19 protein-coding genes are annotated in these 19,134 nt (G+C 75.3%); 10 read left to right on the forward strand and 9 right to left on the reverse strand.

The features are described 5' to 3' along the window. Positions 1-390: 390 nt before the first annotated feature. The 3 genes from bluB to ACI79S_RS14640 are packed head-to-tail and all read left to right on the forward strand — an operon-like array spanning position 391 to position 3,439. Positions 391-2,091 (forward strand): 5,6-dimethylbenzimidazole synthase, encoded by a 1,701-nt coding sequence (gene bluB, locus ACI79S_RS14630; RefSeq protein ID WP_456594173.1) that lies wholly within the window; start codon positions 391-393, stop codon positions 2,089-2,091. Next, positions 2,088-2,633: a bifunctional adenosylcobinamide kinase/adenosylcobinamide-phosphate guanylyltransferase gene (locus ACI79S_RS14635; protein WP_456594174.1), complete on the forward strand. Its 546-nt coding sequence runs from the start codon at positions 2,088-2,090 to the stop codon at positions 2,631-2,633. Before bluB ends, ACI79S_RS14635 begins: the two co-directional genes overlap by 4 nt. After that, positions 2,630-3,439 (forward strand): adenosylcobinamide-GDP ribazoletransferase, encoded by an 810-nt coding sequence (locus tag ACI79S_RS14640; protein WP_456594175.1) that lies wholly within the window; start codon positions 2,630-2,632, stop codon positions 3,437-3,439. The genes ACI79S_RS14635 and ACI79S_RS14640 overlap by 4 nt, the downstream gene beginning before the upstream one ends. 37 nt (positions 3,440-3,476) lie before the next feature. Here ACI79S_RS14640 and ACI79S_RS14645 read toward each other — a convergent pair whose 3' ends face one another. Continuing rightward, positions 3,477-4,511: an AraC family transcriptional regulator gene (locus ACI79S_RS14645; RefSeq protein WP_456594176.1), complete on the reverse strand. Its 1,035-nt coding sequence runs from the start codon at positions 4,509-4,511 to the stop codon at positions 3,477-3,479. 90 nt (positions 4,512-4,601) lie between these two features. Here ACI79S_RS14645 and ACI79S_RS14650 point away from each other — a divergent pair, with 90 nt between their 5' ends. Both ACI79S_RS14650 and ACI79S_RS14655 read left to right on the forward strand, forming a co-directional pair. Beyond that, positions 4,602-6,101, forward strand: a complete 1,500-nt coding sequence (locus ACI79S_RS14650; protein WP_456594177.1) for a flavin-containing monooxygenase — start codon at positions 4,602-4,604, stop codon at positions 6,099-6,101. A 46-nt stretch (positions 6,102-6,147) separates the two neighbouring features. Next, positions 6,148-7,083, forward strand: coding sequence for an alpha/beta hydrolase fold domain-containing protein (locus ACI79S_RS14655; RefSeq protein WP_456594178.1), 936 nt, complete (start codon positions 6,148-6,150; stop codon positions 7,081-7,083). Between the two features lie 72 nt (positions 7,084-7,155). On the opposite strand, the gene ACI79S_RS14660 is transcribed toward ACI79S_RS14655, so the two are convergent. Further along, positions 7,156-7,932: an esterase/lipase family protein gene (locus ACI79S_RS14660; RefSeq protein ID WP_456594179.1), complete on the reverse strand. Its 777-nt coding sequence runs from the start codon at positions 7,930-7,932 to the stop codon at positions 7,156-7,158. A 29-nt stretch (positions 7,933-7,961) separates the two neighbouring features. Then, positions 7,962-8,267, reverse strand: coding sequence for a hypothetical protein (locus ACI79S_RS14665; protein WP_456594180.1), 306 nt, complete (start codon positions 8,265-8,267; stop codon positions 7,962-7,964). Between the two features lie 177 nt (positions 8,268-8,444). Between ACI79S_RS14665 and ACI79S_RS14670 the strand changes: the two genes are divergently transcribed. Beyond that, positions 8,445-8,705: a hypothetical protein gene (locus tag ACI79S_RS14670; protein ID WP_456594181.1), complete on the forward strand. Its 261-nt coding sequence runs from the start codon at positions 8,445-8,447 to the stop codon at positions 8,703-8,705. 42 nt (positions 8,706-8,747) lie between these two features. On the opposite strand, the gene ACI79S_RS14675 is transcribed toward ACI79S_RS14670, so the two are convergent. Beyond that, positions 8,748-9,935, reverse strand: coding sequence for an acyl-CoA dehydrogenase family protein (locus ACI79S_RS14675; RefSeq protein ID WP_456594182.1), 1,188 nt, complete (start codon positions 9,933-9,935; stop codon positions 8,748-8,750). A 95-nt stretch (positions 9,936-10,030) separates the two neighbouring features. On the opposite strand from ACI79S_RS14675, the gene ACI79S_RS14680 reads away from it, so the two are divergent. Continuing rightward, positions 10,031-11,065: an ion channel gene (locus ACI79S_RS14680; RefSeq protein ID WP_456594183.1), complete on the forward strand. Its 1,035-nt coding sequence runs from the start codon at positions 10,031-10,033 to the stop codon at positions 11,063-11,065. Here ACI79S_RS14680 and ACI79S_RS14685 read toward each other — a convergent pair. The 4 genes from ACI79S_RS14685 to ACI79S_RS14700 form a co-directional block, all read right to left on the reverse strand. Then, entirely contained in the window at positions 11,062-11,208 is a 147-nt protein-coding gene (locus tag ACI79S_RS14685; RefSeq protein ID WP_456594184.1) for a hypothetical protein, read from the reverse strand. The two genes, ACI79S_RS14680 and ACI79S_RS14685, sit on opposite strands and share 4 nt — an antisense overlap. A gap of 43 nt (positions 11,209-11,251) precedes the next feature. Next, on the reverse strand, positions 11,252-12,334 hold the full coding sequence (locus tag ACI79S_RS14690) for a hypothetical protein (RefSeq protein ID WP_456594185.1): 1,083 nt from the start codon (positions 12,332-12,334) through the stop codon (positions 11,252-11,254). A 354-nt stretch (positions 12,335-12,688) separates the two neighbouring features. Next, a complete protein-coding gene (locus ACI79S_RS14695) occupies positions 12,689-14,338 on the reverse strand; it encodes an AMP-binding protein (RefSeq protein WP_456594186.1) in 1,650 nt (549 codons plus the stop codon). A 10-nt stretch (positions 14,339-14,348) separates the two neighbouring features. After that, on the reverse strand, positions 14,349-15,317 hold the full coding sequence (locus ACI79S_RS14700; RefSeq protein WP_456594187.1) for a cyclase family protein: 969 nt from the start codon (positions 15,315-15,317) through the stop codon (positions 14,349-14,351). A 140-nt stretch (positions 15,318-15,457) separates the two neighbouring features. Here ACI79S_RS14700 and ACI79S_RS14705 point away from each other — a divergent pair, with 140 nt between their 5' ends. After that, positions 15,458-16,750, forward strand: coding sequence for a hydroxyacid-oxoacid transhydrogenase (locus ACI79S_RS14705; RefSeq protein ID WP_456594188.1), 1,293 nt, complete (start codon positions 15,458-15,460; stop codon positions 16,748-16,750). Positions 16,751-16,757: 7 nt separating this feature from the next. Here ACI79S_RS14705 and ACI79S_RS14710 read toward each other — a convergent pair whose 3' ends face one another. Then, a complete protein-coding gene (locus ACI79S_RS14710; RefSeq protein ID WP_456594189.1) occupies positions 16,758-17,174 on the reverse strand; it encodes a PaaI family thioesterase in 417 nt (138 codons plus the stop codon). A gap of 117 nt (positions 17,175-17,291) precedes the next feature. On the opposite strand from ACI79S_RS14710, the gene ACI79S_RS14715 reads away from it, so the two are divergent. Both ACI79S_RS14715 and ACI79S_RS14720 read left to right on the forward strand, forming a co-directional pair. Further along, positions 17,292-17,714, forward strand: coding sequence for a putative T7SS-secreted protein (locus ACI79S_RS14715; protein WP_456594190.1), 423 nt, complete (start codon positions 17,292-17,294; stop codon positions 17,712-17,714). Beyond that, positions 17,711-19,111, forward strand: a complete 1,401-nt coding sequence (locus tag ACI79S_RS14720) for a PGAP1-like alpha/beta domain-containing protein (protein ID WP_456594191.1) — start codon at positions 17,711-17,713, stop codon at positions 19,109-19,111. Before ACI79S_RS14715 ends, ACI79S_RS14720 begins: the two co-directional genes overlap by 4 nt. The last annotated feature ends 23 nt before the right edge of the window (positions 19,112-19,134 follow it).

Below are 19,134 nucleotides of genomic sequence, written 5' to 3' on the forward strand. Positions count from 1 at the left end.
CCGCGGGCCGCCGGCGGGGCCCGCCCCCCCCCGGCGGGCCCCGCCCCCCCCCCCCCCCCCCCCCCCCCCCCCCCCCCCCCCCCCCCCCCCCCCCCCCCCCCCCCCCCCGCTGGCCTACCGGCTGCCGCATCCCGAGGACGGGCGCAAGGTCGTCGTCCACCTCTCCGGCCCCGGCCGCGACCGGCTGCGCCGCTGGGAGGCTCTGGTGCGCGCCCACGAGGCGGCGCTGGCCGCCTCCCTGGGCCCCGCGCGCGTCGAGGGCCTGCGCCGCGCGCTGGGCGAGCTGGCCGCCCCGGAGGGCTGATCCAGCGGACCCCTGCGGGGGAACCGGGGTCCACGCGCCGGTGCGGGCGTGCGAGGGTCTTCCCGAGACCCGATGGAGGAGTTGGCATGACCTGGCCCCGGCCGGTCCCGGTGATCGGTGACCAGACCCACGCCGCCGAACGAGCCGCGGACCCGGGGGGCTGGGCCCTGGGCGCCGCCACGGTCGAGGCGCTGCACACCGTCATCGGGGCGCGGCGGGACATCCGCCGCTACCGCCCCGACCCGGTGCCCCCGGAGCTGCTGCGGTCGGTCCTGGAGGCCGGTCACCGGGCGCCGTCGGTGGGCCACTCGCAGCCGTGGCGGTTCGTCGTCGTCACCGAGCAGGGCACGCGGGACCGCGCCGCGGTGCTCGCCGACCGCGAGCGGCTGCGCCAGGCCGAGCTGCTCACCCCCGACCGCCGGGCCCGGCTGCTCGACCTGCAGCTGGAGGGCATCCGCGAGGCGCCGCTGGGCGTCGTCGTCGCCTGCGACCGCCGCACCCACGCCACCGGCGTGCTGGGCCGCGCCACCTTCCCGGACGCCGACCTGTGGAGCTGCGCCTGCGCCATCCAGAACATGTGGCTGGCCGCCCGCGCCGCCGGCCTGGGCATGGGGTGGGTGACGCTCTTCCAGCCGCCCGACCTGGCCGAGCTGCTGCACCTGCCCGACGGCGTGCAGACCCTCGGCTGGCTGTGCCTGGGCTGGCCCGACGAGCGCCCACCCGAGCCCGGCCTCGTGCGGCACGGCTGGTCCACCCGCGCCGCGCTGGACGACGTCGTGCTGCACGAGCGGTGGCCGGCGGACGACAGCCCGGACGCGCCGGTCAGCCACCTCGCCGGTCCGCGGCCGGAGGCCGTGGTGGCCGCGCGGGACACCGGTGACGACCTGCTCGCCGTGCCCGGGTCGCTCGGGGTGCTCGACCGCGCCGTCGACCGCGTGCTGGCCCTGCCCGGACCGGTGCCGGCCACCGGCACGCTGGTCGTCGTGGCCGGTGACCACCCCGTCGCCCGCGCGCACGCGGTGTCGGCCTACCCGTCGACCGTGACCGCCGACGTGCTGGCCGCGACCCGCACCGGGGAGTCGCTCGGGGCGTCGACCGCCCGGCAGGCCGGGCTGCGGGTGCGCGCCCACCACGCGGTCTCCCCGGAGGCGCAGGGCGACCTGCTCACCGCCGACGCCCTCACCCCGGCCGTCGCCGCGGCGCTGGTCGAGGAGGGGCGGGCGCTGGGCCACGAGCTCGCCGCCGACGGCCTGGTCTGCCTCGGCGAGGTCGGCATCGGCAACACCACGGTGGCGGCCGCGCTCGCCTGCGGCCTGCTCGGCCTGGACCCCGACGACGCGGTCGGTCTCGGGGCGGGCGCCGACGCGGCGATGCTCGACCGCAAGCGGGCCGTCGTCCGAGGTGCCCTGGACCGCGCGCGGACCGAGCACGGCTCGGCGCTCGACGAGCCGCTGACGGCCCTGGCGGCGCTCGGGGGCCCGGAGCTGGCCGTCCTCACCGGGATCACGCTCGGCGCCGCGGCGGCCGGGGTGCCGGTGGTCCTCGACGGGCTGGTCACCTCGGTCGCCGCCACCGTCGCGGCGCGCCTGGAGCCGGCCGCGCAGCCGGCGCTGGTCGCGGGCCAGCGCAGCCGCGAGCGCGGGCACGCCGGGGTGCTCACCGAGCTGGGGCTCGAGCCGCTGCTCGACCTGCGCCTGCGCGCGGGGGAGGGCATCGGCGCCGTGCTCGCCGCGCAGCTGCTGCTCACCGCGCTGCGGGCCCGGCACACCGCCGGGCGGGTCCGGTGATCCCGCGGCGACCGCGCCGCGTGCTGGTCCTCGGCGGGGCGCGCTCGGGCAAGTCGCGGTACGCCGAGCAGCTGCTGGCGCGCGCCCGGGGGGTCGAGTACGTGGCCTGCGGCCTGCCGGCCGACGGCGGCGACCCCGAGTGGGCCGATCGGGTGGCCCTGCACCGCGACCGCCGCCCGGCGTCCTGGCGCACCGTCGAGACCGTCGACCTGGTCGGGGTGCTGGGGGAGCCGGGTCCGCCGCTGCTCGTGGACTGCCTCTCCACCTGGCTGGCCCGGGTGATGGACGACTGCGGCGTCTGGACCGCGGCCGAGGGCGCCGACGCGCGGCTGGCCGCCGCGGTCGACGACGTCGTGGACGCCTGGTCCGGCACCCGCCGCCGGGTGGTCGCGGTGAGCAACGAGGTGGGCTCCGGCGTCGTGCCCGCCACCGCCTCGGGCCGCCGCTACCGCGACGAGCTCGGCATCCTCAACGCCCGCGTCGCCGCCGCCTCCCAGCGGGTCTGGCTGGTCACCGCCGGGCTCCCGCAGCGGCTGCGGTGAGCGCGGCTCCGCGGTCGGTGGCGGGCGGCGGCGGGCTGCTCGCCGCGCTGGGTCTGTTCAGCGTGCTGCCCGTCCCGCAGCGGGCGCGCACCCCCGGGGCGGGCGTGCTGCGCTGGCTGCCGGTCGTCGGCCTGGTGCTGGGCGTACTGGCCTGCCTGCCCGCGCTGGCCGTCTGGCGCGGTGGCGCGGAGGGGTCGCCGCTGCTGGCCGCGGCGCTGGTCGTCGCGGCGCTCGCCCTGCTCACCCGGGGGCTGCACCTGGACGCGACCGCCGACCTCGCCGACGGTCTCGGCAGCGGGCGACCGGCCGAGCAGGCGCTGGCCATCATGCGGCGCCCGGAGGTGGGTGCCTTCGCCGTCGCGGCGATCGCCTGCACGGTGCTGGTCCAGGTCGCCGCGCTGGCGGCAGTCCTCGGCGACGCCGCACGGGGGGAGGGCGTGGTGGCCGTCGTCCTCGCGACGGTCACCGGCCGGGTGGCGGTGCTGCACGCGGCGGCGCGGCGGCCGGCAGCGGGGTCCTCGCTGGGTGTGCTGGTGGCCGGCGCGGGTTCGACCGCGGTGCGGGTGGTCGCGACCGCGGTGCTGCTCGTCGCGGTGGGCGCGGCGGTGCCGGCGACCGGCGGATCCGCCGCGGAGGCGGCGTGGGCGCTCGCCGCGGTCGCGGTGGCGCTCGCCACGACCGGTCTGCTCACCCGGCACGCGGACCGGCGGCTCGGCGGGGTCAACGGTGACGTGTTCGGCGCCCTGGTGGAGGTCGGCACGACGGTGGCGCTGGTGGTCCTGGCCGCCGGGCGGACCTGGACCTGAGCGGCGCGGGCAGGTCGTGCGGCGGACGGCGGCCGCCTCAGGTGTGCGCGTCCGCGCGGGCCGACCGCGCCCAGCGCCGCGGGCTGACCCCGGTCCAGCGCCGGAAGGCGTGGACGAAGGCCGAGGCCTCCGAGTAGCCGATCCGCTCGGCGACCTGCTCCACGCTCAGCCCCACGGTGACGAGCAGCTCCTCGGCGAGGTGCCGCCGGGTCTGGTCCACGACGGCGCGGAAGCTCGTCCCCTCCTCCTCGAGGTGGCGGCGCAGCGTCCGCACGCTCATGTGCAGCTCGGCGGCGACGGCCTCCTGGCCGGGCATCTCCTGGGGGCGGCGGAGCAGCAGGTCGCGGACCTGGCCGCTCAGCCCGCGGCGGGACACCCGCCGCTCGAGCAGCTCCCGGCACTGCGCCTCGCACAGGGCGGCGGTCAGCGGCGCCGCCTGCGGCAGCGGCTGGTCGAGCAGCCCGGCGTCGAAGACGAGGACCGACCGGGCGGCGTCGAACCGCGGCGGCACCCCGAACGCGGCGTCGTACGGCGCCGGGTCGGCGGGTTCCGGCAGCCGCAGCGCCACGCGCAGGGGGACGACGGGGCGGCCCAGGGACTCCCGCCACAGCTGCAGCGCCGCCGATGCATCGCGCAGCAGGACGAACCGGCGCACCGGCTCGGGCAGGTCGAGGTCGTCGAAGAAGAGGGTGAGCTCCCCCTCGTCCTCCTGGGCGCTGATCCGGGTGAGCGCGTAGGTCAGGTCGAGGAAGCGCATCGAGACCTCGTGGCCCTCGCGCAGCGTGCGGCTGGAGAGGAGGGCGAAGCCCCAGATGCCGTAGGTGGCCAGCCGGTAGCGCACCCCGGCGGCCAGGCCGCCGTGCTCGGGCAGCTCGGCGGCCAGCGCGGCGACGAGACGGACCTCCTGCTCGGCGCTGATCTCGGCAGCCGGGTCGGCGAGGGCCGCCTCCGCGATGCCGGCGTCCTCGAGGAGGCGCGCACGCGGCAGCCCGTGCTCCTCGGCGAGCGCGCACAGCAGCGCCGCGCTGCCCGTGCCCCGGGCGGCGGCGTGGACGGGGTTGGCCGAATTCATCAATGTGCGGCCGATTGTGTCATGGCTCACACCGCGTGCTCCTCATTACGTTCGCGGTGACAGAGGTCACGAACGTAGGGGGAGCACGAGATGACGGCCATCGCGGAACAGCCCGTCACGACGGCGACGACCGAGCACGTGGACGTGCTCATCGTCGGCGCGGGCATCTCGGGCATCGGGGCGGCGCACCACCTGAAGGACCGCCTCCCCGGCCGGACCTTCGCCATCCTGGACGCGCTCGACAGCCGCGGGGGCACCTGGTGGACGCACCGGTACCCGGGCGTCCGGTCCGACAGCGACCTGTTCACCTTCGGCTACCGGTTCAAGCCGTGGCGCGGGGCGTCGATCGCCACCTCGGCGGAGATCCTGTCCTACCTCGACGAGGTCATCGACGAGGACGAGCTGGCCGGGAGCATCCGCTACCGCCACCGGGTGACGAGCGCGAGCTGGTCGTCCGCGGAGCGCCGGTGGACCGTGCGGGTCACCCGCGAGGACACCGGCGAGGAGCTCGCCGTCACGACCGACTTCCTGTGGATGTGCCAGGGCTACTACGACCACGGGCGCCCCTACCGGCCCGAGTGGCCGGGGACGGACCGGTTCCGCGGCGTGGTCGTGCACCCGCAGCAGTGGCCGGACGACCTCGACCACTCCGGCAAGCGGGTCGTGGTCATCGGCTCGGGCGCGACCGCCGCGACCCTGGTCCCCGCCATGGCCGAGACCGCTGCCCACGTGACGATGCTGCAGCGTTCCCCGACGTTCTTCTTCGCCCGACCCCGCACGCACGAGCTGGCCGAGACGCTGCGGGCCCTCGAGGTCCCGGACGAGTGGACGCACGAGATCCTCCGGCGGGCCTACATCGCCGAGGGCGACGAGATCACCCGGCTGTCGTTCGAGGCGCCCGACGAGCTGAGGGAGATGCTCATCGAGGCGATGCGTCCCCTCCTGCCCGAGGGCTTCGACATCGACAAGCACTTCAACCCCGGCTACCGGCCCTGGCAGCAGCGGCTGGCGCTCCTGCCCGACGGCGACCTGTTCACCGCGATCCGCGAGGGGCGCGCCTCGGTCGTCACCGACACGATCGAGACCTTCACCGAGAACGGGATCCGGACGTCGTCGGGGGAGGAGCTCGAGGCGGACGTCGTCGTCACCGCGACCGGCTTCGACCTCAGTCTCTTCGGGGGTGTCGCCTTCACCGTCGACGGCGAGCCGGTCGACTTCACCCAGCGGGTCACCTGGCGCGGCACGATGATCAGCGGCGTGCCGAACATGGCCTACGTGTTCGGGTACTTCCGCGCCAGCTGGACCCTGCGCGCCGACCTGGTCAGCGAGCTCGTCTGCCGGCTGCTGGCGCACATGCAGGAGCGCGGGGCCACCGTGGTCGTCCCGACCCTGCGTCCCGAGGACGCGGACATGCCCCTGCGGCCGTGGGCCGAGCCGGAGAACTTCAACTCCGGCTACGTCATGCGCTCGGTGGACCGCATGTTCAAGCAGGGCGACCGCGAGCCCTGGACCCACCTGCTGGAGTACGCGCAGGAGCGCACCGCGCTGCCCGCCGTCGACCTCGACGACTCGTCCCTCGTCTACCGCTGACCGTCCGCACCCCCGCACCTCCCATCCACCCAGAACAGGAGTCGCCGTGCCCGTCGACCAGAACATCGCCGCGATGCTGACCATGATGGAGCAGGCGGGGATGCCGCCCATGTACGAAGGCAGCCCCGAGGCCGGGCGGGCGCTGTACCTGGCGCTGACCCACGGCGCCCGCACACCGGAGCAGCTGGTGCCCGTGGGCGGCACCGAGGACCGCACCGTCCCGGGCGCCGAGGGCGACCTGCGGGCCCGCGTCTACCGCCCGGAGGGCGAGGGGCCCTTCCCGACGGTCATCTTCTTCCACGGTGGCGGCTGGGTGATCGGAGACCTCGACACCCACGACAACATGGCCCGCAACGTCTGCCGGGGCAGCGGCGCCGTGGTGGTCGCCGTCGACTACCGGCTGGCCCCCGAGCACCCGTTCCCGGCCGCGGCGGACGACGCGGTGACCGCCGCCCGCTGGATCGCGGCGCACCTCGACGAGTTCGGCGGGGACCAGCGGCTCGGTGTCGCCGGGGACAGCGCCGGTGGGAACCTCTCCGCCGTCGTCGTCCAGGCCCTGCACGCCGACGGCACGCCGGTGACGGCGCAGTTCCTCATCTACCCGGCGGTGGACGCCGAGGGCGAGTACCCCTCCCGCATCGAGAACGCCAAGGGGTACTTCCTCGAGAAGGACACCATGGACTGGTTCTACGGCCACTACGCCGGCGCCTGGGACGACGCGAAGGACCCGCGGCTGTCGCCGCTGCACGGCGCCGACCTCTCCGGCCTGCCCCCGGCGGTGATCGTCACGGCCGAGTACGACCCCCTGCGGGACGAGGGCGAGGCCTACGGCGAGGCGTTGCGCGCCGCGGGCGTTCCCGCGGACGTCCGGCGCTACGACGGCATGATCCACGGCTTCTTCGACATGGGCACGATCTCGCCGGCCGCGCAGACGGCGATCGACGAGAGCAGCGCGCGCTTCGGCGAGCTCCTGCGCGGCTGACCCGCCCGAGCGCGGGCGGGGCCACCGCCCTGGCCCGGCCCGCGCCCCGTCGGCCGCCGACCGGGCCGTCGCTCACCCGGCGGGGAAGAAGGCGCGCAGCCCGAGACGGGTCGGTCGCCGGAACGGCCGCCAGGCGCCGAGGGGCTGGGCCAGCCGGTCGGCGACCACCCAGAGCACGGCCGGATCCAGCCCCATGCCCAGGTGGCTGGCGTGCACGGCGACGTTCTCGCTGAGCGGCCCCGCCTGCTGCAGGCAGGTGCGCCAGTCGACGACGCCGTCCCAGCGCGAGTAGACCGAGGTGCTCGGCACCGGCAGCGCCGGGGCTGGGCGCACGTCCCGCACGGCCCGCAGGCGGCGGTACTCCTGGTACATGCCGGCGCCCGCGGCGGCGCGGCGCGGCCGGGACGGCACCCCGGCGACGGGGGAGCCGAGCGAGACCACCTGCCGCACCAGCTGGGGGGAGCGCTCGGCCAGCCGACGGGCGAAGATGCCACCGAGGCTCTGCCCGACGATGCTCACCGGTCCGCCGTGCTCGTCGGCGAGCCGCTGCACCAGCGCCCGGACGCCGTCCACCACCTCCGGCCGGGGCCCGTGGTTGCGGCCGAGGTCCCAGCCGACCACGGGGTGGCCGAGCCGGCCGATCCAGCGGCGCAGCGTCCGGGTGGAGGCGTCGGAGGCCAGCCAGCCCGGGAGGACGACGACCGGGTGCGGCTCGCCGCGGGGGGCGAACCGGAGCAGCGGGGACCCAGCCGCGAGCGCGCCGGCGCTGACCAGCGCGCGGGCCGGCTCGGTGAGGGCCAGCAGGTCGTCGGTGCGGGTGCCCCGGGGCCGTCCGGACGGGTTGCTCACCCGACCTGCATGCCCGGCCAAAGGTGGGATCAGTCGGTCGGCGGCAGCACGCGCGGGACGAACACCTCGTCGATCGGCCGGGGGCCGACGTACTGGCGGCAGGTGCAGGGCACCCAGCTGTGCCCGGACCAGCGGCCCCGCTTGTCGTAGGTGTCGCGCCGCAACTCGGCGTAGCAGGTGTTGCTCTCGGTGTCGTGCTGGCTGAGCGTGTGCCCGCAGCCGCACAGCGGGGTCATCGGTGGGGGCGGGGCGCTCGGCCGGCCCCGGCCCAGTCGCCCGGCGACGAAGCCGGCGCCGAGCAGCGCCGCGCCCACCAGCAGGCTGATCGGATCCATCTGCGTGCACCTCCCGCGCGAGACATCGACGGTAACGCGCGAACGCCGTCCTCCGGCGGGGTGACCGTCGGTGACGCCGGCGCCGGCGGGTCGGTCGCGCAGCGTGGCCGTCGTCGCGGAGCCGGTTTCGCCCGATCGTGGTGATTGAGCGCCGGTGATCCGGGGCACGTGTGACCCGTGGACACGTACGCCGTGGGTTTCGCCCGTCCCGACCGCTGGTCCGGCGGGCCGCGCACCGAGCCGAGCTACCCGTGGCACGCCGTGGAGGCCCACCGCCCGCCGGCCGAGCTGGACGGCGAGGTGGAGCTGGCCCTCTGCGGGGCCATCGTCCAGGTCTGGGGTTCCCAGAAGTGGGAGCGCATCGGCGTGGGCCGCACCGGTTGCCCCGAGTGCGCGCGCCTCACCGCCGTCGACAACCGGCTGACCACCGCCCGCTGACCCCGGGCTCCCGGGTCGGCCGGCCGGAGCCGGCCGACCCGCTCAGCGCCGCTCGGGCTTCCGGCCGCTGATCGCCGACAGCCCGGTGATCGCCCGGCCCACGATCAGCGCCTGCACCGAGTCGGTGCCCTCGAAGGTGAAGATCGCCTCCATGTCGGCGTGGTGCCGGGCGACGTGGTGGTCGAGCAGGATGCCGTCGCCGCCGAGGATGTCGCGCGCGTCGGCGACGATCGCCCGCGCCTTGGCCGCGTGGTTCATCTTGGCCAGCGACGCCATCGCCGCCGTCATCCGGCCGGCGTCGGCGAGCTTCGACAGCCGCCAGCACATCAGCTGCATCGACGTGATCTCCGCCAGCATGCGGGCGAGCTTGTCCTGCACCAGCTGGAAGCCCGCGATGGGCTGGCCGAACTGCTCGCGCCGCAGGGCGTGGGCCAGAGCCAGCTCGTAGGACGCCGTCGCCAGGCCCAGCGCCCGCCAGGCGACCGTGTAGCGGGTCCGGTCGAGCATCGAGGAGACGTCCTTGAACGAGTGGCAGTTGGCCAGCTTGTTCTCCGCCGGCACCCGGACGTCGGTCAGGGTGATCTCGGCCTGCCACACCGCGCGCAGTGCCGTCTTGCCGGTCATGACCGTCGCCTCGTAGCCCGGGGTGCCCTTCTCGACGACGTAGCCGCCGACCTTGCCGTCCTCGCCGCGCGCCCAGATGATCACGTAGTCGGCGATCGACCCGTTGCCGATCCACTTCTTCTGCCCGTTGAGCACGAAGGCGTCACCGTCGCGGCGGGCCGAGGTCTCCAGGCCCACGGCGTCGGAGCCGTGCTTGGGCTCGGTCAGGCCGAAGGCGCCGATCTTCTCCAGCCGCACCATCTCGGGCAGCCAGCGCTCGCGCTGCTCCTCGTCGCCGAGGACGGCGATCGACTGCATCGCCAGGAAGCTGTGCACGCCGTTGAAGGTGCCGATGCTCCCGTCGCCGCGGGCCAGCTCCGCGGCCACCAGGCCCGCGGCGACGTTGCTCATGCCGGGGCAGCCGTGGCCCTCGATCGTGCCGCCGACGATGCCGAGCCCGGCGAGCTTCCGCGCCATCTCGAACGGGAACTCCGCGCGTTCCCAGTAGTCGTTGATGTACGGGGTGACCTCTGCGGCGCAGAAGGCCCGGACCTGGTCGCGGATCGCGATCTCCTCCGGCTCGAGGAGGTCATCGATGGCGTAGAAGTCGGGGCTGTCGACGGTCACGGTCCCGAACGTACGGCGAACAGGTGCATGCCGCCCGTCGTCCGGTGCGCGCCGCGGTAGCTTGCGTCGTCCCGGCCCCTGCCCCTGGAGCTCCGTTGCCGTTCCTCCTCCACCGCTTCACGCGGTTGATCCGCCTGCGCCTGACCGGCTGGCGGCTGCCGCTGGCGGTCGCGGTGTTCGTCTTCCTCTCCAGCTGGCTGGCGATGGCGCTGGTCGAGCCCGTGGGCAGCGACATCACCGCGCCGGGCACCTACTGGTGGTACTTCCTCGTCACCGCCGCGACCGTGGGCTACGGCGACGTCTTCCCCAGCTCCGTGGTCGGCCGGGTCATCGGCGCCTACGTGATCGTGGGCGGCATCGTCACCCTGACCCTGCTGTTCACCCGGCTGTCCGAGGCCCTGCAGTCGTTGCGGGGCCGCCGTCTGAGAGGTGTGGTTCCCCTGGACCTGTCCGACCACGTGGTGCTGCTGGGCTACTGGCCCGGGCGCACCGAGCGGATCGTCGCCGAGCTGACCGCCGAGGGGCGGACCCAGGTCGCGCTGTGCGCCTGGGAGGACGTCATGGAGAACCCCATGCCCGACCAGCCGGCGGTGCACTTCGTCCGCGGCGACCTCACCCACGAGGACGTCATGCAGCGGGCGTGCGTGCCGCAGGCCCGGACGGTGGTCGTCGACGTGCGGGACGACAACGAGACGCTCGCCGTCGTGGTGGCCGTCGAGCACGCGCACCCCGGGGTCCACCTCGTCGCGGCGCTGCGCGACCTCGAGCGGCGGGACACGCTGCGCTACGTCAGCGCCGGCGTGCAGGGCGTCCAGTGGCACATGCCGTCCCTGCTCACCGAGGAGGCCAACGATCCCGGCATCACCCAGGTCTACAGCGAGCTGATGACCCACGGCGGGCGCAACACCTACTCGATGACCGTGCCGCCGGGCTTCCCGCACGCGACGTTCGGCGAGTGCCAGCGGCACTTCGGCGCGGCCTTCGGTGCCACCGTGCTGGCGGTGCGCGGCCCTGAGGGGCTCGCGGTGAGCCCGCCCTGGGACACCCCGCTCGCGGTGGGGACGACGCTGTACTACGTCGCAGCCGGCCGCATCCCGGCCCGGCAGCTGACCGCCGGGCGGCGTACCTAGGAGGGGTGGCCCTCGACGTCGCTCTCGTCACCCTGCGGCGCCTCGCGGGGCGCGCTCTGCTCCTCCAGGGACGCCGCCATCTCGGGCGACTCCTGCTCCAGGGCGATGTCGCGGGGCTGCGGCGTCTCGGGCTCCGTCGTCATGCCCCCACCCTGCCGCAGTGCGGCGCCCGCCGCTCCCCGGTCGTCACTCACCTCCGGCGGCCGGCCACCCCGGGCGGTAGAGCACGGTCCCCGACAGCTCGGGCACGTCGAGCACCACCGTGCCGCTGCGCTCCTGGGCGGGTGCGAGCGGAGCCGCCGGGAAGGACGCTGCGCCGGCGTCGCACACCCCGGCCGGCGAGCCGCCGGCGACGACCGTGCCGTCGTCCCCGACCAGGTGGAAGTCCCCGGCCGCCACGCTGCGCTCGCTCCCCAGCGCGGAGAGATCGGCGCCGGTGGTCACCGTGATGCGGACCGCCACCAGTGACCCGTTGCGGGGGACGACGGCGGGGTCGGCGCAGCTCACGTCCGGCAGCACCTCCTCCACCGTGACGGTGAGGACCAGGTCGCTCGTCGCGGGGTCCCGCACCTCCAGCGGCGCCCCGGGCACGAGCACCACGGTCGGTTCGGGGGTCTCGGTGGGTGGGGGCTCCGTGGGCGACGGCGCGGGGGTCCCGGTGGGTGGGGTCCCGGTGGGTGTGGGCTCCGTGGGTGTGGGCTCCGTGGGTGACGGCGCGGGGGTCTCCGTGGGTGACGGCACCGTCGGCGATGCCGGGGTGGTCAGGGGTGCCGGGGCGGGCGGCGGTGTCGAGGGGGCCGGGTGCCGGGCCGCGGACAGGGAGGACGTGTGGCCGGGGGAGGACGCGGGCTCCATGGCGGCGGGACCCGGGTCGGCGGCGAGTTCCTCGTCGAGCGGCTCGACCGGGTCCTCGTCGGAGCGGTCCGGCGTCGGCGCCGGCGTGGCCGTGGGCGACGGGGACGGCGCCGGGGGCGCAGGTTGCCGGCCCGCGTCCCCAGGGTCCGGCGGGACGGGGCTCGGAACGCCGGCGGTGGGGGCGCCGGGCAGGAACCAGTCCTCGGTCCCGGGTGGGAGAGCGCCGATGGTCGGGATCTCCAGCGGCCCCATGCCACTGCCCGCCTCGGGGGGCAGCAGCCAGATCCGCGTCTCCGCCCGGTCGTCCGCCGATACCTGCAGGCCGGCGGAGCCGGCCGCGGGCACATCGGCCCCGCTGAGCGTGACCAGCGCGGCGAACCCCAGCCCGCCCGTCAGGACTGCCAGTCCACGCAACCGGCGGAGGGCCGCCGTCTCGGCGGCGCACCGGGCCGGTGGCGACGGCGGCGGCGTCGCCCGCCTCGGCGCGGAGCGCCGGCGCGCCGGCCGGGTTCCGGGCCGGACGGCCGAGGGATCCCGCGGGACCGGCGAGGGTCGTCGCACCGCCGGAGCTCCCGAGGCGGGTGCCGCGGCGTCCGCCGCCGGGGCCGGGACAGCCCCGACGGCGGGCTCGGGCGGAGTGGTCATCGTCATCACCGCCAGGATCGGCGAGCCGGGAGGGGCCGGCTGAACGCTAACCGGCCGCGGGGCGTTCCGGTGGGGTTGGCGGAACGCGGCCTCGCCCCTCCGCTCGTGGGGGTCCGGTCGCCCTCACCGCCCGCGCAGCTCGCGGCGGAGGATCTTGCCGGTCACGGTCTTGGGCAGTTCGTCGACCAGCTCCACGCTGCGCGGGTACTTGTAGGCGGCCATGCGCTCCTTGCAGTGCGCGATCAGCTCCTCCGACGTCGTGCTCGCCCCCGGCTTGAGGCTGACGAACGCCTTCACGGTCTCGCCGCGCTTCTCGTCCGGCACGCCGACCACGGCCGACTCGCGGACGGCCGGGTGCTCGGCCAGCACGTCCTCGACCTCGCGCGGCCACACCTTGTAGCCCGAGGCGTTGATCATGTCCTTCTTGCGGTCGACGATGAACACCCAGCCCTCGTCGTTCATGAAGCCGACGTCACCGCTCTTGAGCGCACCGCCGGGCAGGCCGGCCGCGGTCTCCTCGGGCTTGCCCCAGTAGCCCGCCACGACCTGGGGCCCCTCGGCCACGATCTCGCCGATCTCGCCCAGGGGCAGGTCGCGGCCCTCGTCGTCCTGGATCCGCACCACCGTGTTCGGGGCGGGGACGCCGACCGACAGCGCACCCGAGACCGGGTCCACCGGCGACGGCGACCCGAACGGCGTCACGGTCATCGGTGAGGTCGTCTCGGTCAGGCCGTAGGCGTTGTGCACCTGCTTGCCGGTGGCGGCCAGGAAGTTCTGCTCGGCGGTCGGCGAGATCGCCGCACCGCCGGAGTAGATCGAGGTGAACGAGGCGAAGTGGTCACGCGTGAACCCGGGGGCGTTGAGCAGTGCGCTGAACGCGGTGATCGCCCCGATGGTGAACGCCGGGCGGTGCTCGGCGAAGGCGTCGAGCACGACCTGGGGCTCGAACCGGTAGGCCAGCACCAGCGGCGCCGGCACCAGCAGGCTGACCGCGATGTGCCCGATCAGGCCGGTGATGTGGAACAGCGGGGCGACGCCGAAGATCGCGCCGTCCCGGCCGGCGTGCACCCAGTCGCGGTAGACCTGCGCGGTGAAGACCACGTTGCGGTGGGTGTTCATCGCACCCTTGGGCACGCCGGTGGTCCCCGAGGTGTAGGTCAGGAACGCGACGTCGTCGGAGCGCAGGCCGACCGGCGGTGGCACCCGGCCGCGGTGGACGGCGACGAACTCGGCGAAGTCCGTCGTCCCCTCGTGCCGCTGCCGGCTGATGCCGGCGAAGAGCCGCTCGTCGTCCCGCGTCTGGAACTCCAGTTCGCTGGTCGTGAGGACGAGGCGGACATCGGTGTCCGGCACGACCTCGCGCGCCACCTCGTCGTAGAGCGTCTCCAGGGCGAGCAGCACCGTGGCCCCGGAGTCCGCGAGCAGGTAGGAGAGCTCGCGCGCCCGGCTCATCGGGTTGATCGACACCATGATCCCGCCGGCCTTCCAGGCGGCGACCATGGCGATCACGAACTGCGGCACGTTCTGCAGGTAGACCGCCAGCCGGTCGCCCGGCCCGAACCCGCGCTCGAGCAGGCCGACGGCGAGGGCGTCGCTGAGCTCGTCGAGCTCCCGGCGGGTGATCGTCCCGTCGAAGTACCGCAGGGCGACGCCGAGGGGGTCCCGCTCGACCCCGGCCCGGAACATGTCCAGGGCGGTGTCGTACTCGATCGGGTAGTCGGCCGGCTGGTCGCCGTAGAGCGCCAGCCAGGGCCGGTCGTCGTAGCCGCTCACGAGCGCCGCCTCACTTGATGACGACGGGGTTGACGGGGGTGCCGGCCGCCTTGGCGACCTTGAGCGGGGCCGCGACGTACAGGAACGCGTACTGCCCGTCCTCGGCGCAGTCCGCGGCCAGCTTCTCGAGGTCGGCGATCTCGGTGAGGGTGACCCCGAGGTTGCGCATGAGCGCGTTGTGCAGCACCAGGGCGACGCCGTTGTTGGGGTCGAAGGTGACCTCGTTGGCGATCGTGTCGGTGACCAGGTTGGGGATCTCCATCTCCTGGAACCACTGCACCAGCTCGGGGGAGTAGACCAGCCCCGGCTCGTTGAAGCCCTCGTAGAACGCCTCGCCCTGCTCGTGGAACAGCTGCAGGAAGTTGGTGCGGACGACCAGGATGTCCCGCTTCTGGATCGGGGTGCCCTGGGCCTCCGCGCAGGCGACGAGGTCCTCGTGGGTGAAGGTCTCGCCCTTGTCGAGGGTCGCCTTGCCGCGGAAACGCGCCATGTCCAGCAGCACGGCACGGCCGACGACACCGCGCTCGGCGATCGGCGCGACGCTGGCCTTCTCCAGACCGCCGACGGTGGTCCGGGCGTCGTAGCCGTTCCAGATCTTGCCGTCGTACCAGAGGTGGCCGAGGGCGTCGTACTGGGTGGAGCCCTGGAGGTAGGCGTCGATCTTGTCGTCGGCGTAGTGCAGGCCGCCGGGGTAGTCGGCGCCCTTGCCGCCCTCGTCCCAGTCGCTCTCGTCGAGCACCTGGGTGCGTACGGCGGGGGTGCGGCCGGGCCAGACCGGGTCGCCCTTCGGGTCGCCGATCAGCCGCTGCAGGGTGAAGACCTTGCCCGAGCGCACGAGCTGGACCGCGGCGAGCACCTGCTCGGGACCGAGGTAGTTCAGCGCGCCGACCTCGTCGTCGGGCCCCCACTTGCCCCAGTTGGTGGGCGCGTCCTTCAGGAGCTCACCGAGGTAGGGCGCGGTCGTGGGGGTGTCGGTCACGGATGCCTCCAGGGCTGGTCGACGGCCCGTCCGTCGACGGGCGGGGCGGTGACCTGGACTATTCGCCGCTGTGGTGCCGACCACAACCGGCGTGCAACATTCGGTGCAACCGCACGCCGCCCGAGCCGCAGGGGGACCCCTTGACCACCAGCACCGTGCCCGGCAACCCCGAGTCCGTCTTCACCTACGGGGCGCCGCAGCTGAAGTTCGGCAGCGGCGCCTCCGACGAGATCGGCTTCGACCTCAGCCGGTACGGCGTGCGGCGGGTCCTCGTGGTGACCGACCCCGGGGTGGCGGCCACCGGGCACCCGCAGCGGGTGGCCGACCAGATGTCGCAGTTCGGCATCGAGGCGCGGGTGTTCGACGGCGTCCACGTCGAGCCGACCGACCAGAGCCTGGTCGCCGCCATCGACGAGGCCCGGTCGTCGGGCCCCTGGGACGCCTTCGTCGCCGTCGGCGGTGGGTCGAGCATCGACACCGCCAAGGCGATCAACCTGCTGACGACCAACCCCGGCGAGCTGATGGACTACGTCAACGTGCCGGTCGGCAAGGGCCAGGCGCCGTCGCAGCCGCTCAAGCCGCTGGTCGCCGTCCCGACGACGACCGGCACCGGCTCGGAGAGCACCACGATCTGCGTGATGGACGTGATCGCCCAGCGGGTGAAGACCGGCATCAGCCACGCCTGGCTGCGGCCCACCCTCGCCGTCATCGACCCCGACCTCACCCTCAGCCAGCCGCCCGGGGTGACCGCGGCGTCGGGGATGGACATCCTCTGCCACGCGCTGGAGAGCTACACCGCGCGCTGGTACACCACCTACGACCGCAAGAGCCCCGACCAGCGGGTGCCCTACTGCGGCTCCAACCCCATCTCCGACATGTGGTCGGAGAAGGCGATGAGCCTGCTGGCCGGCTCCTTCCGCACCGCCGTGCGCGACGGCGAGGACGCCCGGGCGCGGTCGGACATGGCGATCGCGGCGACGTTCGCCGGCATGGGCTTCGGCAACGCCGGCGTGCACATCCCGCACGCCAACGCCTACCCGATCGCCGGGCAGGTGAAGGACTTCCACCCCAAGGACTACCCGGCCGACGAGCCGATGGTGCCGCACGGGATGTCGGTGGCCCTGACCGCGCCGGAGGCGTTCCGCTTCACCTTCGAGGCGTCCCCGGAGCGGCACGTCCGCGCCGCGGAGCTGCTGGCGCCGGGCGCCGACCGGCCCGCGGACCTGGCGGAGTTCCTGCCCACGGTGCTGGCCGACCTGATGCGCGACATCGACATCCCCAACGGGGTGGGCGCGGTCGGGTTCGGCGAGGGCGACGTCCCCGACCTCGTCGACGGCGCGATGAAGCAGCAGCGATTGCTGGCCACCTGCCCGCGCCCGGTGACCGAGGAGGACCTGGCCGGCATCTTCCGGCGGTCGATCTCGCTGTGGTGAGGCCCCCTCAGCGAGGGGGGACGACGGTCTTGGTGACCTGACCGGTCGCCACGAGGACGCCGTCCACGGTGGCCTCCGCCCGCATGAAGGCGACCGCCCGGCCGCGGCGCAGCACCGTCGCCGTCACCTCGACGGTGGAGTCGGCGCCCACCGGCCGCAGCAGCGACGCGGAGACGTCGTGGGTGACCGCGTGCTCGCCGTCGCCGAGGGAGGGCAGCAGCGCCAGGAACGAGGCGACGTCGAGGAGGGCGTAGACGACGCCGCCGTGCAGCAGCCCCGCCGGGTTCTGCGCGGCGGGGCCCACCGGGAAGCGGATGCCGGCCGCCGGGTCCGCGGCGTCGCGCAGCTCCACCCCGAGGAACCGGTGGAGCGGGATGTCCAGGACGGCCTGCACGTGGGCGTCGGTAACGAGTTCGCCGGTCACCCGGTCAGCATCCATCAACAGCCCCGGCGGCTTCCCACAGGCCCGGCCGGAGCCCGCCGCGGGGTGCGCCCGCGCTCCTAGTCTCCGCCTCGATCGCGGGACGAGGAAGGGGCAGCGGTGATCCGGTACGGGGACCCCGAGGCGCTGGACGCGCTGGCGGCCGAGCTCGTGCAGCGTGCGCGGGCCGTGCGGGACGCGGGGGAGGAGCACCGGCGCGACGGTGAGCGGGCCCGGTGGGTGTCCGACGCCGCCGCGGCGTACCGGCGCCGGCAGGCGCGGGACTGCGCGGAGGTCGACGCCGCGGCCGAGGCGATCGAGCGGGCCGCGGAGCTGCTGCGCCGGCACGCCGACGAGGTGCGCGCCCGGCTCGCCGCGATCGCCCGGGCGGAGCGGGCGGTCCGGTCGTGGCTGGCCGAGCGGGCCGCCCGCGGGGAGAACGTGCTCGAGCAGGTGGGCGCGGTGCTCGGCGAGCTCCCCGAGGCGGGCGCCGACGCCTGGCGCACCGTGCCGGCGAGGCTGAGCGGCGCGGGCCTGTGGTGACCGCCCCCGAGATCTCGGTCAGCGGCGGGGCCGGCGGCATCGAGGCGGAGCTGGCCGACCTCCTCACCCTGGGCCGGAGCAGCGCGGGCCTGGCCGAGCTGCTGACCCGCACCAGCGCGGCGTGCCACCTGGTGCTGGCCGACCCCGACCTGCTGGCCTCCGCGCTCCTGGACCCCGCGGGCGTGGCGCGGGTCGGTGCCGCCCTGCTGGAGGCGCTGGACGGCCCGGGGGGGCTGAGCGCGCTCGCCGTGCGGTTTGCGGCGCGGGCGGTGGCGCTGGAGAACGCGGCCGTGGCGTACGAGGCGGCCGACCGTGCGCTCGCCGAGCTGGCCGACGACCTGGAGTGGACCGTCGGCTACCTGTGGCCGGTCACGGCGGGGGTCGTCGTCCTGGGCGCGGCCGGGAGGGCCGTCACCGACCCGACCGGCTCGGCCGTCGACGTCGCCGCGCTGCTCGCCGACCCCGAGCGCTGGCTGACCGGGCACCCGGGGCTGGTCGACGACGCGATGGGCGCGCTGCCCGGCGCGGCCACCATGGCCGGCGGGCTCGCGGGCGGTCCCACCGGCCGCTGGCTCGGCGGTGAGGACGTCGGCGCCGCGGCCCGCCGGCTCGGGCGGCTCTGGCCCGACGGGGCCCCGGTGGTCACGCGGCTGCCCGACGACGTCAGCGGTCCTGCGGTCGCACCGCCCCGCGGGATCGACGACCTGCTGGGCGCGCTCGAGATCCGTGCCGGGCGGTCCGGCCCGGCACGCGACACGATCGCCGTCCGGGTGCTCACCCGCGCCGACGGCAGCACCGCCTACGTCGTCGACATCCCGGGTACCGGCGTCTGGAACGCGCCGGCGGGCACGGTCCACCCGCGGACCCACGACCTCGGGACCAGCCTCCGGGTGCTCGGGGGCGACGCGACGACGCGCCAGGCGGCGATCGCCGAGGCGCTGCACCGGGCCGGGGCGGGCCCGTCGGACCCCGTGCTCCTGGTCGGGCACAGCCAGGGCGGCATGGTCGCCGCGCAGGCGGCCGCGGAGGCAGGCGGACCCGGCTTCGGGTTCGACGTGCGGGCCGTGGTCACCGTCGGCGCACCCGTCGCCCGCGTCGTCGTCCCGCCGGAGGTGCAGCTCCTCGCGCTGGAGAACCACCACGACCTCGTCCCGCAGCTGGACAGCCGCGCCAACGACGACAGCCCGAACGTCACCACCGTGACCTTCGCGGCGCAGTACGGCAGCGTCGCGGACAACCACGCCATCGGGACGGCGTACCGGTCCGCCGCCCGTGCGGTCGACGCCGGCGAGGACCCGTCGCTGGCCGCGTTCCGCGCCGGTGCCGCGCCCTTCCTCGTGCCGCCCGGTGAGCAGGCGTCGGTCGTCGCGCACGTCTACGAGATCGGCAGGAGATGACGCGGCCGCGCTGGCTAGTCTGC

The organism is Blastococcus sp. SYSU DS1024 (assembly GCF_054050795.1).

Bases quoted from the DNA above. Each gene is read 5' to 3' on its own strand.
- ACI79S_RS14645 (WP_456594176.1), bottom strand. From the start codon at position 4,511: ATGAATTCGGCCAACCCCGTCCACGCCGCCGCCCGGGGCACGGGCAGC.
- ACI79S_RS14685 (WP_456594184.1), bottom strand. From the start codon at position 11,208: ATGACGACGGAGCCCGAGACGCCGCAGCCCCGCGACATCGCCCTGGAG.
- ACI79S_RS14665 (WP_456594180.1), bottom strand. From the start codon at position 8,267: ATGGATCCGATCAGCCTGCTGGTGGGCGCGGCGCTGCTCGGCGCCGGC.
- bluB (WP_456594173.1), top strand. From the start codon at position 391: ATGACCTGGCCCCGGCCGGTCCCGGTGATCGGTGACCAGACCCACGCC.
- ACI79S_RS14650 (WP_456594177.1), top strand. From the start codon at position 4,602: ATGACGGCCATCGCGGAACAGCCCGTCACGACGGCGACGACCGAGCAC.